The sequence below is a fragment of the Mesorhizobium sp. genome, assembly GCF_005063415.1.
Classification (GTDB): Bacteria; Pseudomonadota; Alphaproteobacteria; order Rhizobiales; family Rhizobiaceae; genus Mesorhizobium.
In genome coordinates, this window is record NZ_SUEG01000140.1 from 1 (window position 1) to 13,147 (window position 13,147).

Consider the following 13,147-nt stretch of genomic DNA (forward strand, 5'->3'; position numbering starts at 1 on the left):
ATCGCCGAAGCGCGGCGTTCGGACGGGGAGGCGGCTTTGGTGACTTTTGCGGCGCCTTCCGGCGAAGCATCCGCGCCGGCCTGCGTAGCGTCCGGGCTGGTCTCGACTTTGCCGGACGCAGCTGCCCCGGGCGGGACCTGCGCGTCGTCGCCGGCATTGAAGTACCAATGGTCATGCTGCGCCGGCGCTTCGCCAGGCGCGTGCTGATCGTCAGCCGCGTCGGCAGGCTCGTGCTCCGCCGATGCGGAACTGCCTTCCATCGCTGCAAGGTCGATCTCCGCCGAGCCGGTGCCGGCGATTGGCTGCTCGTTGTCCTGATCCGTTGGCTGGGGAAGATCGCCACCGCTCGGCGCCGCTGCTGCCTCGGTTTCCCCGCCGGCGCGCTCGCCCACAGGGGCCTCGCCGGCAAGCCGGTCCTCGTCGATCACCACCAGCAGGTGCCGCTCGTCCGTCAGCCGGGCAAGGCCCGCCGGATAGGAGCTGGATCCACCCGGAACCAGGCGCTTGACGATGCGGTCGCTCTCGTTCGCGACGTCGGCGACAAGCGCGGCCAGCGTCTCAGGCCGGATGCCGAGCGCCGAAAAACCGTCCGATGCGGCGTCGATATTGCCCTTGGCGTCGACAAAGGCGATGTAGTGGCCGTCTTCCGTAAAGCCACCGATGGCGCGATCGGCGATCTCGGCCGCGCTGCGCGAGCCGGTCTGCGCCGCCGGCAGCGCCAGCATGATTGCTTCCTCGCCATCGGGCATGGTCACCGCGCTGGCCAGGAAGCCGACGGCGCGGCTGGTCAGGCCGGTCGCCAGCCGGACCGTGATGGCACGGTCGCGGCCGATCCGCGGAAAACCGCTTGTCGCCATGATCTGGCGCCTGGCGATCAGCGGCAATCCTGCCGCGGCGCCGATGATCGCGCCGATATCGGGATAGCCGAATACCGCTGCGCCGGGGCCGTTGGCCCAGATCACCTGCTCGAGATCTGCCGACAGAATGGCGATCGCGTCGCCTGCGGCGAAGCGCAGGCGGACCGCGTCGAGCACGGCGACATCGAGGAAGGAGTAGTTTTCAGCCGGCATGCGCTTGGCGACCCTCACAGAGCGGCAATTTGCGGTTAACGCTTTGTTAATAAAAGCCGACGGCGCGAAGGTCCACAAGTCATAGCGTGCAACCAACGGAATCTCTAGGCGCGTGGTTAACGCCACGAACAAATAATTTATGGTGCGATGCAACAAACATGTTGCAACGCACAAAATTTGCCTTTATATTGCCACGATACATGAACGAGACGGCTTTCCGTCAAAGCCGCTGCCGCTGAAAAGGATGGAAAATGTCCAGGACCAAGACCGCTGACACGATCGAAAACGTTGAATTCCCGAGCTTCGACGCTTCCAAGGCCACCGACCAGATTCGCGCCTTCGCCGAAAAAGGCGTCGAGCAGTCGAAAGAGGCCTATGCCAAGCTGAAGACCGGCGCCGAGGAGACCCAGAAGGCTCTGGAGTCGACCTATGAGACCGCCAAGATCGTTTCCAGCGACCTGTCGCTCAAGACCATCGCCGCCCTGCGCGCCAATGCCGAAGCCGGCTTCTCGCATTTCGAAGCCCTGATCGGCGCCAAGTCGCTGTCGGAAGTCGTCGAGTTGCAGACCGCTTTCCTGCGCAAGCGTGTTGAAATGACCGTCGAACAGGCCAAGGACTTCCAGGCGGTTGCTGCCAAGGCGGCCGAAGACGTATCCAAGCCGATCAAGACCGCCTTCGAGAAGGCCATGAAAGAAATCAAGATCGCCTAATATTTGGACACAGTGTGACGATGCATCAAAAGGTCGCATTTCGTCAGACAAATAGATGTGCGATATAGTGGTTTAAGTGAATACCCGGCGGGTGGAACCTCCTCCCTCTGCTCACCGGGATAACCAGCCAGCACCTCCTCCCGCTGGCTCGTAACAGGAAAAGGCCGGCACCTCCTCCCGCCGGCCTTTTTCTTTGTCCGGCGAAAAATGACGCGATGCCGGAGCGATCTTTTGCTTTGGCAAAAGCCTTGAATTAAACTCCGATAGCCCGTATGGACGCATCGCCGAACGACAGAGCGGGTCCGGAGAATGAACGTTCCGTCTGGATCTCGCTCGGGCAAACGTGCCGTTGTAGCTCAGATGGTTAGAGCGCCGGATTGTGGATCCGGAGGTCGCTGGTTCGATCCCAGCCAACGGTACCATTCAGCTTTTCAGCCAGGTTTCTGACCAATAGCGCCAAGCGATCTTTACGACCCTGGCGAGGTCACCTGCGATCCCGCCTGACGCACGCCGCGCAGGTGATCCACGAGGGCTCTCAGCTTCGGCGCGATATTCCGTCGGCTGGGGAAATAGAGATAGAACCCCGCAAACGGCGGGAAATAGCCGTCGAGGATTGGCACGAGCTCGCCGCGGTCGATCCAGGGGCGGAATGTGTCCGCCATGCCGAACGTGATCCCGGCGCCTGCAACGGCCAGCCGGATCATCAGCCACATGTCGTTGGTGGTGATCTCGGGCGCAACCGCCACGTCGAACTCGCGCCCGTCCTCGCCAAACTCCCACCGATAGGGCGAAACTCCCGGCGCCGGCCGCCAGCCGATACAGCGATGAGCCACAAGCTCGCGCGGATGGGCGGGTGCTCCGAACTTTTCGAGATAGCGCGGGGCGCAGACGGCCATCTGTCGCTGATCGCCCGATACCGGCACTGCAATCATATCCTGCTCGATCACTTCGCCGAGCCTCACTCCCGCATCATAGCCTTCGGCAACGATGTCGAATTCCTCGTCGGTGACGACAATATCCAGATGCACCTCGGGAACCCTTTCTGCAAAGGACGCCAGCAACGGTCCTGACAGAAAGGCCTCTGCGATCGACGAAACCGCGATCCGCAGGCGGCCGCGCGGGCTGTCCAGAAATTCCGTGGTGGCTTCGACTGCCGCGTTCACATCGGCGATCGCCGGTGCGACGCTCGCCAGCAGGCGCTCGCCCGCTTCGGTCAGGTTAACGCTGCGTGTCGTGCGCTGCAGCAATGCGATGCCAAGGCGCTGTTCAAGCCTAAGGATGCTCTGGCTGACCGCTGAGCGCGTCACGCCCAGCCGGTCTGCCGCAGCGCGAAAATTGCGTTCCTCGGCCACGGCGACGAAGACGGCAATTGCATTGAGATCGATGTCCATTGGTTAGCCATACTTACCATGGAGGTTAACAGCGGGCGGGTTATCGCGACAATGCCATGGCTCTATCTCTGTCGCAACGGCAAGAAGGCTTGATCCTCCCGATCCAAGCCGAAGCCGGCCGACAAAGGAGATATCCCATGACATCACTCCCTTCCTCCTGGAATCTGAATGGAAAGATTGCCCTTGTGACGGGCGCGGCACGCGGCATCGGTCGCTGCGCAGCGGAACTGCTGCGTGCGCGGGGCGCCCGGATCGTGGCAACCGATCTCAGCGACAGCGTACGCGAATTGGAAGCCGAGGATGTGGCGACCTTGGTCGGCGATGTCGCCGACGAGGATCTGGCCAGACGCTCGGTCGAACTCGCCGCGAAGCGCTTCGGACGACTGGACATCATCGTGAACAATGCCGGTCGCACGCTCAACAAGCGTCTGACTGAGACCTCGGTCGACGACTATGACCGAATTCTGCAGATCAATGCCCGAGGCAGCTTTGTCACCGCCCGGGCAGCGATAGAACTGATGGCTGCCGGCGGTGGCGGCGCGATCGTCAATGTCTCGTCGATCTCGGCCGTCGCGGCCTTCGAGACGCAGGCCGCCTATGCGTCCTCCAAGGCGGCTGTCGCACAGCTGACCAAGGTGATCGCGATCGAATACGGGCGCATGGGCATTCGCTGCAACGCCGTTGCGCCTGGCGTGATCGAAACTGACATCATGGAAGGCGTGGTGGAGAATGGCCGGGAGATGCTGCGCAGCTTCGGCGGCGCGCATCCAATCGGCCGGATCGGCCAGCCGCAAGAAGTTGCGGAGGCCATCGCCTTCCTAGCCTCGCCGGCGTCGAGTTTCATCACCGGGGCCCTGCTTCTGGTCGATGGCGGCTACACCGCCCAGTGACCCCAAATAATGCGGACGCACCGCGGGAGCTCACCCGCACGCCATCCCTTCACATCCTGAAAATAATCACAGACCAAAAGGATCATCTCGATGACCATGAACAAAGTTGTTCTGATCACCGGTGCCTCCAGCGGCATCGGCGCTGGCATTGCCCGCGAGCTTGGCGCGGCAGGTGCGAAGCTGATGCTCGGCGCACGCCGCACCGACCGCCTTGAAGCGCTTGCGGCCGAGATCGAGGCGGCTGGCGGAATGGTTCGCGTGCGAGCGCTCGACGTCACCAGGAGGGAGGATGTCGCAGCATTCGCCGATGCCGCCCGGGCCGAATGGGGCCAGGTCGATGTCATCGTCAACAATGCGGGCGTCATGCCGCTGTCGGCCATGGCAGCCATGAAGGTCGACGACTGGGAGCTGATGGTGGACGTCAACATCAAGGGTGTTCTGTACGGCTTCGCTGCGGTCCTGCCTGAGATGACGGCACGTGGTTCCGGGCATATCATCAATATCGGTTCCATCGGCGCGCTGGCCGTCTCGCCCACGGCTGCCGTTTATTGCGCAACGAAATACGCTGTCCGCGCGATTTCCGATGGGCTCCGCCAGGAGAGTGACGATATCCGCATAACCTGCATTCATCCTGGCGTGGTGGAAAGCGAGCTGGCGAACACGATCTCCGACGAAGCCGCTGCCGCCGCCATGAAAACCTGGCGTGCTATTGCCCTGCAACCCGATGCCATCGCCAGGGCCGTGCGCTACGCAATCGAACAGCCCGACGATGTCGACGTCAACGAGATCGTCGTGCGTCCGACGAAGGCGGCGCATTGAGGCGATCCACTTTGGCCGCAGTGCTTACGGGTATTGCCGTTGCTGTAGCTCCAACCGGCCTGACCCTTCCTTCAACTCCAATCCTTGCGGAGGAACCAATGACGCACCAAGATCATCCCTACGTCGGAATGTGGGTCACCGAGGATCGCCATATCAGGCACGAACTCCTGCCGAACGGCCGTTATGACGAAGCGCGCGGTGACCGCGAGAGCGCCTACCGGGGACGCTATGAAGTGCAGGGCAACCACATAGAATACTGGGACGATACGGGCTTCACCGCGGATGGTGAGTTCGTCGAAGGCGTCCTCTATCATGCCGGCATGATCCTTTATCGCCAGCGGTAGAGAGCCGGGTCGAGACAGGGATTTTCAGAACCAACGATGGTGGCTGACGGCATTTCGATCCAGTTATCGCCGCCCATTTCCTCGAATGCCATCAGATTGCCTGCGGAAAATACTGCACGCCTCGCCCGAGGCGCTCAGCGTTGCATCGGCGATACCGTCACACCACATATCTCCCGGCAAGCGCGGCGGAAAGAAGCAGGATCGCGAGCAGAGTCGACATTGCAAATGGTTGTCACTATATAGCGGCGGCTTTGACGGCTCGCCTTTTACGTGGTGCCAGCGAGAGCGCGGTAAATGTGCTAGCTATTGTGACATTTATTGTGATCTAAAACGGCTTGAAAACCGAAAAAAAGCAAATAGAAACAATAGCGCGGGTCGAACGAGTTTCGTCGAGAGAATCAGTCCTCAAGAACTAGAACGTGCTCCTTGAACCCTCCATTCCCTTCAGCTCTGTGGACCTCGGACAAGTTCGGCTTGCCGGGCGAAGCCGACTCGGCTCGAATGGCAGCACGCATCTTTTCGAAGATGCCGACGTTTATGATTACCAACCGGCATAGCCGCTAGGGAAACAGCAGTATGAGTGAACACGCGATCGAGTTCCTGCGCGGGTGGATTGGCGAAAAAGTCCACTGCCAGCCCTCGCCAGCCAGGATCGAGAAGCAGGCCGAGACCCTCGCCAGGGAATGTGCGGCCAAGGCCGCCGAAGCCGGCATACCCCTGGAGGATATTCAGGAAGAGGTCGGCGACATTCAGGAGCTCATTGCTTCGAGGCTCGAAGAGGCGGCCGAGGCCGAGCAAGACGAGCGGAATTCGAACAAGCCTGCCGAGTAATTATGCTTAGGAACAGTATGCGACAGTGGCTTGTCGAGATCGAAGTTCCTGGCGCCAGCTATTTGAAGCACAGCATACACCATCAACTGCTTGCTGAGTGAAGCTAGTGGGTTTTCAGCCCAGGAACGCGTTAATGTCGTAATTTCCAATGGTCTTTGCAAGGTCTTGCGGCGAACAGCCAAGCTTGTTTTTCAGTGTCTTATCTGAGCCAGCTGAGAGAAGGAGCTTGATCAACTCGCCACGGCCCCGTGATTCAAACACGGCACGCCACAGGGGCGTGTTCCCATGAATGTCTTGGGAAGAAACATCTGCGCCGCCCTTGACTAGAAGTTCCGCCACCTCGAGCCGATATTCGCGAGCGGCAAAGTGCAGCGGTGTTTCCAGATTCTTGTCCTGCACATTCACATTCGCTCCACGCTCGATCAGTGCAGCGACAATTGCGGTCTCGCCATCTTTTGACGCATAAAACAACGGCGTCCGGCCTTGGCGATCTAACGCATCGACATCTTTCCCCTCTGAGATGGCCTGGATGACTTCAGGCGAGCTATGTCTCATCACCGCCTTGTGCACGCGTGCGGGACCATCTGGGTTGCTCATACTATGGCTCCGATTGGGCGATGAATCTTCCAATTGATATTTGTTGGGGTCGTTTATTCGGTCGTTGAACTGCTTGGGTTAATCCTTCGCGGCTTCAGGGCCATTCCGGGCCGAAGATGGCGAAGACCGCGAAGTCTCAACCAAGATCTGCAGTGTGATCCACCCCGAATCTGCCTTCAAGCCATGCTTTCGGCAACGCCGGCACGAAATTGCCGTCGCGCCCGGTCATGTCTTCATTGGCGACCAGGGCGTTGAGGATTGCTTCCTCCACGCTCTGAACGACGGCGTCGAAGAACGGGTTGATGTCGGCATCCGGTATATAGCCGGCGCTGACCAGTTTGCCGGCCTCGCCGCGCGCCGCATCGGCATTGGCCGTGCTGAAGGCCAGAAAAATATCGCCGGATGAATTGTATCCATAGCCGCCGGTTAGCGCGACGCCGAGCGGCACGCGTTTCGCCAGCCGTTTCAACTGGTGCGGCATGAATGGCGCATCTGTGGCGATGATCGCGATGATCGAGCTCTTTTCCGCTCGCGGCGTGTTGTCCCGGATCGCCGGTTCGGCGAGTTCTGCTCCAGCGCTGATGCCACGGATCACGAGGTTTCGCCGTGCACCGAAATTCGACTGGACGAAGCAGCCGATCGTGAAGCGCGCTCCGTTCCAGTCGACGCTGCGCGAGGATGTGCCGGACCCTGCCTTGAAGCCGAAGGTGATCATGCCGGTGCCGCCGCCGACGCTGCCCTCTTCGATCGGCCCGGTTTCAGCCGTCTCGAGCGCGGAAAACACGTGCTCGAAGCTCACATGATGGCCATTGATATCGTTGAGGAAGCCGTCGTAAGTCTCACCCGCCACCGGCAGCGCCCAGGCGCTGTCGAGCGCTTGCGGCAGCAACTGCTGCATCCAGCGCAAGGTTGCGTCGCGGCCGACGCCGCACGAATGCGTGTTGGTGATGGTGATGGGAAGATTGAACGCTCCGAGCTCCTCTATCAGATGCGAGCCGGTCAGTTCGCCATTGCCATTGGCGCTGAACATCCCTGCGAATGCAGGGATGGCCAGCTCGCCTCTGGGCCGTGGCAGAATCGCGGTCACGCCGGTGCGTACCGGACCCTTGCCGACGACGAGCGGCCCGTCTCCCGAGATCAGCGTCGTATAGCCGACCGTCACGCCGGGCACATCGGTGATGGCGTTGAAGCGGCCTGGCGTGCCATCGAATGGGATCGCGAAGGCGCGGGCGCGCAGTTTGCCCGAGGGCGTCGCAAGATGCGGGTCGGTCATTTCTTCCTCAGAACAGCGAACCTTGGCCGCCAGGCGCCTTGAGCTTGGCCGCGGGCTTGGCAACCGTCTTCGGCCGCGCCGTGCCACTGATGGCGACGGCATCCGCGGTGCCGTCGGCGAACTCCAGCGAAAGCGCCATTCCCGACACAACTTCCGCCGCATGCTTGACCACCGCGCCGTCCGCATCCTTGACCAGCGCAAAGCCTCGCGCCAGCACGGCCTTGTGCGAGAGCGTCGCCAGTAGCCGGTCGGCCTGCGTCAGCTTTCCACGCAGACGGTCCAGTCGTCTCGAAATCGCGTGGTCCTGCCGTCGCGTTAGGGCCAGCAGGGCATCGCCTTGCAGTTTCTGCCGTCTTGCGATCGGCGCCGGTGACAGTCTGGTCGCCGTGCGTGAAAACCGCGCCCGACGCTCGCGCACGATGGCAAAGAACGCCGCTTGCGCACGGGCGAGGTCGCGGCGGGTCAGTGTGCGCGCTTCGTTCATGCGCCGCGACAAGGTGGCCGGTGTCAGCCGCTGACCCAGAAGCCTGCCCCGCTTGCGCTCGACGCTGACCGACAGCGCCCGGCCAAGCCGGCTCGTCGCCTCGTCGAAGCGCCGCCGCGGCAGCGCCAGCAACTGGTCGGGCGAGGGCAGCGCCCGGGCGGCCGCGCGCGCCGCCTGCCGCTTGCGTTCGAAATTGCGTGACAGTGCGGTCTTCAACCGCGCGCCAAGGCCGGCAAGCGTCGCTTCGAGGTCGACCTTGACCGGCACGGCGATCTCGGCGGCTCCTGTCGGCGTCGGCGCCCGCATATCCGCCGCCAGATCGACCAGCGTCCAGTCGGTCTCGTGGCCGACGGCGGAAATCACCGGAATGCCCGAAGCGGCGACGGCCCGGGCGAGCGCTTCGTCGTTGAAGCCCCACAGATCCTCCAGGCTCCCGCCGCCGCGCGCCACGATCAACAGGTCGGGCCGCGCGATGGCGCCGTCCCATGGCAGTGCGTTGAAGCCGTTGACGGCAGCGGTCACTTCCGCACCCGCCGTCTCGCCCTGCACCCGCACCGGCCAGACCAGCACGTGCAGCGGAAAGCGGTCCTTGATGCGGTGGATGATGTCGCGGATGACGGCGCCTGTCGGCGAGGTGACCACGCCGATGACGCACGGCATGAACGGCAGCCGGCGTTTGCGCGCCGCATCGAACAGGCCTTCAGCCTGCAGCCGGCGCTTGCGCTCTTCCAGCAGCGCCATCAGCGCACCGGCACCGGCCGGCTCGAGATTGTCGATAACGATCTGGTAATTGGATTTTCCGGGATAGGTGGTGAGCCGGCCGGTGGCGATCACCTCCATGCCTTCCTCTGGACGGAATTTCAGCCGGCTCATCGTGGTCTTCCACACCACGGCGTCGAGCCGCGCGCGGTCGTCCTTCAGGCAGAAATAGGCATGGCCGGACGAATGCGGTCCGCGATAGCCGGAAATCTCGCCGCGCACCCGTACATTGCCGAAGACGTCCTCGACCGTACGCTTCAGCGCGCCGGAAATCTCGCTCACCGTATATTCGGTAGCGTTGGTGCGTGATTCGGATGCTGCGTCGCTCATCGGCCGATTGGGGGACGATTGCTGGCCGGCGTCAAGGCGGCCGTGTTCGATGTCCGCCCCAATCGCGCGATCACCAGCCCGGCAGGATCTGGTTCGGCTTGGTCCGCTTCATCTTCGCGAAGGCGAGGGCGGCGAAATCGAACGTGCCTGTCTCCTCGCCGAGTGGCACCGAAATATTGTCGAGGCTCTCCGAAATGTGGCGCGCGAGCGCGTCGACGATCTCCGGCCGCGAGGTCTGACCGCGCATGATGCCGATGCGGCAATCGGGCAGGGCGCCGAAACCGTCGGCCTCGCCCAGCACCCGCATGCCGGGCCGCAGCGCGCATTCCGGCAGCACCGAGATCGCCAGGCCGGAAAGCACCGCGGCGGCGATGACGGTAGCCGAGAAGCTGGTGAACAGGATGCGGTAGTCGCGGTTCTGCTGGTCGAGCACGTCGGCGGCGGCCCGCCGCCAGATGCAGTTCGGCCGGCCGAAGGCCATCGGCAGGATCGGTTGTTCATGCGTCGCATGGTTGGCCGAGGTGACCCACAGCAGCGGTTCGCGCCGCACCACTTCCGACTGGCCGCGCGCGTCGTTGTGCGTCACCAGCGCCAGGTCGAGATTGCCGCGCTTGATGTGTTCGACCAGTCCCGGCGTCGGTTCGCAGATAACGGTCAGTTCGACATGCGGGTTGGAACGCGCAAACCGCGCCATGATCTCTGGCAGGAAGCGATCGGCATAATCGTCCGGCGTGCCGATGCGGATGGTGCCTTCGAGCCGGCGGTCGTCGAAGGCGGCCAGTGTTTCCTTGTTGAGATAGAGCAGCCGCCTTGCGTAGGAGAGCAGTCTGTCGCCTTCCTCGGTCAGCCTGTTGGTGCGACCGTCTTTTTCGAACAGCGGCTTGCCGATCCGTTCCTCCAGCCGCCGCATCTGCATCGACACCGCAGACTGGGTCCGATGCACCGCTTCCGCCGCGCGGGTAAAGCTGCCGGTGTCGACAATCGAGATGAAGGTCTGCAACTGATCGAGATCGAGCGGCGCTTTCATCGGCCTAATCCATCATTGATGCTGATGCTAAAGATTAGAAACATTCGTTGGATTAATCAATCGCGCCGTGGCAAATTCGCATTGTCCACATGAAGGCATGTGAATCGAAGCCGGAACGGCCGCTGTCGCCAGCGCCCGAGCGACCGGTTTCGCCCGTTCGAATGTGAAGGAGACCGACATGGCTACGTTTGATTTCGCTACCGAGACCTCGCGCATCACTTCGCGTCCGGCCGTTGCGACGCGCGTGGCCAATGCCGCTGCCAATGTTTACCGCGCCTGGAAAAACCGCCGCGCCTTTTATCGCCTCGGCGAGATGTCGGATGCCGAGCTCGCCGACATCGGCCTGACCCGCGCCGACCTGCATGTCGCTGTCGGTGTACCCTTTGGCCGCGATCCGACCGAACGGCTTCGCGTCATAGCCATCGAGCGCGCCGAAACGATCGAGGATATTGCCCGCAAGGTGGTCTGATCACGTGGTTTTGCGGTTCAGGCGCGTTGAACCTTTTTGAGGCACGACGCCACCAAGTTACGCAGGCTCCCCACTCCCTGCCGGATCCCCCCGGCCAGCCTGCGCGCTGCCCGGTCCTCCCAGGACCGGGCTTTCTTTTTAAAATCAGGCGAAGGCCAGATTTCGCGATGGCCTCGGTATGGATCTGCCAAGTTCGTGTGCAGCTTCTATCCAGGATGCTATGGCGTCCTGGACGTTCGCGATGGCCTCTTCAGGAGTATCCCCATCGCTCATACAGCCCGGCAGATCGGGTACCAAGGCCGAAAATCCACCTCCGTCTTCTGCAGAAAGCGGCGCGATGACGATCGGATATTCAAGTCTGCCCGTCATGTCTCTTTGCCTCGTCGATGAATGCCACGAGTTTCCGAATATATACGGCTTTGATGGGACGTTTGAAAGGCACGGTCAAAATGTCGGTCATTGCCGAATGATAGACCTTGTAATGCGATCCGCCGGATCTTGGCGGGATGCATTGGACGCCTGCCTCGTCACAAACTGCCCTTACATCTGCGATTGACCAATCGCCGCGAGGGTTGCGGCGCATGTGTTCGAGTCTTTTACCCATAGGATGCCGAGTCGGACGCTTGCAACATCACCGCCGGCCCATGCCCTGCTTGAACTGGTCGAAGATCGACTCCATGCCTTTCTGGTAGTCGTCGCGCTGCTGGGCGCCCGTCTCGAACATCTTGCCGAACAGGTCGTCGAACGGATTTCTCGGCCTGCCGCTCGGATTGACCTGCGGCTGCGGCGCCTGGGGTTGCTGGGGCGCCTGACGCGGCTGCTGCGGCTGTTGCGCGCCGCCGCCGAACATGTCCTGCAGCACCTTGCCGAGCGGATTGTCACCGTAAGGGTTCTGTGTCTGCCGAGGCTGGCTTTGCGGCTGCTGCCCGCCGCCGAACATGTCCTGCAACACCTTGCCCAGCGGGTTGTCGCCGTAAGGGCTCTGCGTCTGTTGCGGCTGCTGTGCGCCGCCGAACATATCCTGCAGGACCTTGCCGAGCGGATTGTCCGCTGGGCCTGCAGGCTGAGGGGCCGGCGCCTGGCTGCCGCCGCCAGCCTGCCGCATCATCTGCTCGATGAGTTCGCCGAGCGGATTGCCGCCGCCGCCTGCCGCATGCATCTGCCCGCCTAGCTGGTTGGTGGTCTGCTTGAACAGCCCGCCCATCATCATCGAGGCGATTGCCGGCAGCATTTGCTGCAACACCTGCTGGCTGATACCGCTCGCTTGCGCGGCCTGGCTGGCGACGGCCCGCGACAGGTCCTTCGAGCCGAACAAATGGCCGAGAATGCCGTTGCCCTCATCGAGGCCCTGCGGCGAGAAGGCCCGGCTTGCATCCTCGAAATATTTGGCATGCTGGCCGCTGGCCATCGCCGTCATGAAGGAGCCGAGTCCATAAGGGTCCGCCGTGTTGCGCTTCAGCCCCTGCGAAAAGGCCGGCAGCAGCGCCGCGACCGCCGCCTGCGTCTGCTGCTGCGACAGCCCGAACTGCTGGGCCAGCGCCTGCATACCGTTGCCGTTCTGGGACTGCGCCAGAATATCGAACAAGGAAGGCATTGTTTTCTCCTCCGGGAAAATCCTCGTTGGAGAAGCCTAGTTCGTTTCCATCACCGATTGAAGCAAATTTGCCGGACCATCGGCCAAGCGGATAGCGAAGCGTTAATACGCGTATTCCATGAACACCGGCTCGATCGAGCCGCCCCAGCGTGTGTGGTAGGCCGAGAGCATCTCTTCGGCGCTGGTCGTGCCGCGCGCGACGACCTCGTCCAGCGTGTTGAGGAACGAGGTCTCGTCATAGCCGTCGCGGTTCTTGCGGCCGCGGTTCTTCAGTCCCATGCGCGAGATGACGAGCACGTCGCGGGCGATCTCGCGCAACGTCGTGTTGCGGAAGGGCGCCGAAATGCCCTGTTCCGGCACCGCGTTGCGCATTGCCAGCACTTCGTCGTAGCTCCAGCTCGAGGTCAGCGCCTCGGCGGCGTCAAGCGCCGCCGCATCGTAGAGCAGCCCGACCCAGAAGGCGGGCAGCGCGCAGATGCGCCGCCACGGCCCGCCATCGGCGCCGCGCATTTCGAGAAAGCGCTTCAGCCGCACGTCCGGGAACAGCGTCGACAGATGG

General features: G+C 62.3%; 14 protein-coding genes, 1 tRNA gene and 2 pseudogenes. 7 read left to right on the top strand and 10 right to left on the bottom strand.

Annotation, left to right across the window (positions count from 1 at the left end):
- Positions 1 to 1,070, bottom strand: a pseudogene (locus tag E5W70_RS25885) (PAS domain-containing sensor histidine kinase); the annotation flags it as partial.
- Between the two features lie 251 nt (positions 1,071 to 1,321).
- Between E5W70_RS25885 and E5W70_RS25890 the strand changes: the two are divergent.
- On the top strand, positions 1,322 to 1,780 hold the full coding sequence (locus E5W70_RS25890; RefSeq protein ID WP_292663830.1) for a phasin: 459 nt from the start codon (positions 1,322 to 1,324) through the stop codon (positions 1,778 to 1,780).
- Positions 1,781 to 2,125: 345 nt separating this feature from the next.
- A tRNA-His gene (locus E5W70_RS25895) sits at positions 2,126 to 2,202 on the top strand.
- A 45-nt stretch (positions 2,203 to 2,247) separates the two neighbouring features.
- Here E5W70_RS25895 and E5W70_RS25900 read toward each other — a convergent pair.
- Positions 2,248 to 3,171 (bottom strand): LysR family transcriptional regulator, encoded by a 924-nt coding sequence (locus tag E5W70_RS25900; RefSeq protein ID WP_292663832.1) that lies wholly within the window; start codon positions 3,169 to 3,171, stop codon positions 2,248 to 2,250.
- A 137-nt stretch (positions 3,172 to 3,308) separates the two neighbouring features.
- On the opposite strand from E5W70_RS25900, the gene E5W70_RS25905 reads away from it, so the two are divergent.
- From E5W70_RS25905 to E5W70_RS25920, 4 genes are all read left to right on the top strand, one after another.
- Positions 3,309 to 4,061, top strand: a complete 753-nt coding sequence (locus E5W70_RS25905) for an SDR family oxidoreductase (protein WP_292663834.1) — start codon at positions 3,309 to 3,311, stop codon at positions 4,059 to 4,061.
- Between the two features lie 90 nt (positions 4,062 to 4,151).
- Positions 4,152 to 4,880 (top strand): SDR family oxidoreductase, encoded by a 729-nt coding sequence (locus E5W70_RS25910; RefSeq protein ID WP_292663836.1) that lies wholly within the window; start codon positions 4,152 to 4,154, stop codon positions 4,878 to 4,880.
- A gap of 59 nt (positions 4,881 to 4,939) precedes the next feature.
- A complete protein-coding gene (locus E5W70_RS25915; RefSeq protein WP_292663856.1) occupies positions 4,940 to 5,224 on the top strand; it encodes an Atu4866 domain-containing protein in 285 nt (94 codons plus the stop codon).
- 576 nt (positions 5,225 to 5,800) lie between these two features.
- Positions 5,801 to 6,055 (top strand): hypothetical protein, encoded by a 255-nt coding sequence (locus E5W70_RS25920; protein ID WP_292663839.1) that lies wholly within the window; start codon positions 5,801 to 5,803, stop codon positions 6,053 to 6,055.
- A gap of 114 nt (positions 6,056 to 6,169) precedes the next feature.
- On the opposite strand, the gene E5W70_RS25925 is transcribed toward E5W70_RS25920, so the two are convergent.
- From E5W70_RS25925 to E5W70_RS25940, 5 genes and pseudogenes are all read right to left on the bottom strand, one after another.
- The gene (locus E5W70_RS25925; RefSeq protein ID WP_292663841.1) at positions 6,170 to 6,652 is read right to left on the bottom strand and encodes an ankyrin repeat domain-containing protein; all 483 of its coding nucleotides are present in this window, start codon (positions 6,650 to 6,652) and stop codon (positions 6,170 to 6,172) included.
- Between the two features lie 9 nt (positions 6,653 to 6,661).
- A pseudogene (locus E5W70_RS33205) lies at positions 6,662 to 6,718 on the bottom strand (hypothetical protein); the annotation flags it as partial.
- Positions 6,719 to 6,788: 70 nt separating this feature from the next.
- Positions 6,789 to 7,925, bottom strand: coding sequence for a P1 family peptidase (locus E5W70_RS25930; RefSeq protein ID WP_292663843.1), 1,137 nt, complete (start codon positions 7,923 to 7,925; stop codon positions 6,789 to 6,791).
- 7 nt (positions 7,926 to 7,932) lie between these two features.
- Positions 7,933 to 9,498, bottom strand: a complete 1,566-nt coding sequence (xseA, locus tag E5W70_RS25935) for an exodeoxyribonuclease VII large subunit (RefSeq protein ID WP_292663845.1) — start codon at positions 9,496 to 9,498, stop codon at positions 7,933 to 7,935.
- A gap of 70 nt (positions 9,499 to 9,568) precedes the next feature.
- Positions 9,569 to 10,525, bottom strand: coding sequence for a LysR substrate-binding domain-containing protein (locus E5W70_RS25940; RefSeq protein WP_023716458.1), 957 nt, complete (start codon positions 10,523 to 10,525; stop codon positions 9,569 to 9,571).
- 178 nt (positions 10,526 to 10,703) lie between these two features.
- On the opposite strand from E5W70_RS25940, the gene E5W70_RS25945 reads away from it, so the two are divergent.
- A complete protein-coding gene (locus E5W70_RS25945) occupies positions 10,704 to 10,994 on the top strand; it encodes a DUF1127 domain-containing protein (protein ID WP_292663848.1) in 291 nt (96 codons plus the stop codon).
- Positions 10,995 to 11,138: 144 nt separating this feature from the next.
- Here E5W70_RS25945 and E5W70_RS25950 read toward each other — a convergent pair whose 3' ends face one another.
- The 3 genes from E5W70_RS25950 to E5W70_RS25960 form a co-directional block, all read right to left on the bottom strand.
- On the bottom strand, positions 11,139 to 11,363 hold the full coding sequence (locus E5W70_RS25950; protein ID WP_292663850.1) for a type II toxin-antitoxin system HicB family antitoxin: 225 nt from the start codon (positions 11,361 to 11,363) through the stop codon (positions 11,139 to 11,141).
- Positions 11,364 to 11,625: 262 nt separating this feature from the next.
- On the bottom strand, positions 11,626 to 12,588 hold the full coding sequence (locus E5W70_RS25955; protein ID WP_292663852.1) for a DUF937 domain-containing protein: 963 nt from the start codon (positions 12,586 to 12,588) through the stop codon (positions 11,626 to 11,628).
- Positions 12,589 to 12,690: 102 nt separating this feature from the next.
- Positions 12,691 to 13,147 (bottom strand): glutamate-cysteine ligase family protein (locus E5W70_RS25960; protein ID WP_292663854.1); only part of this gene is annotated, 457 nt, incomplete at its 5' end.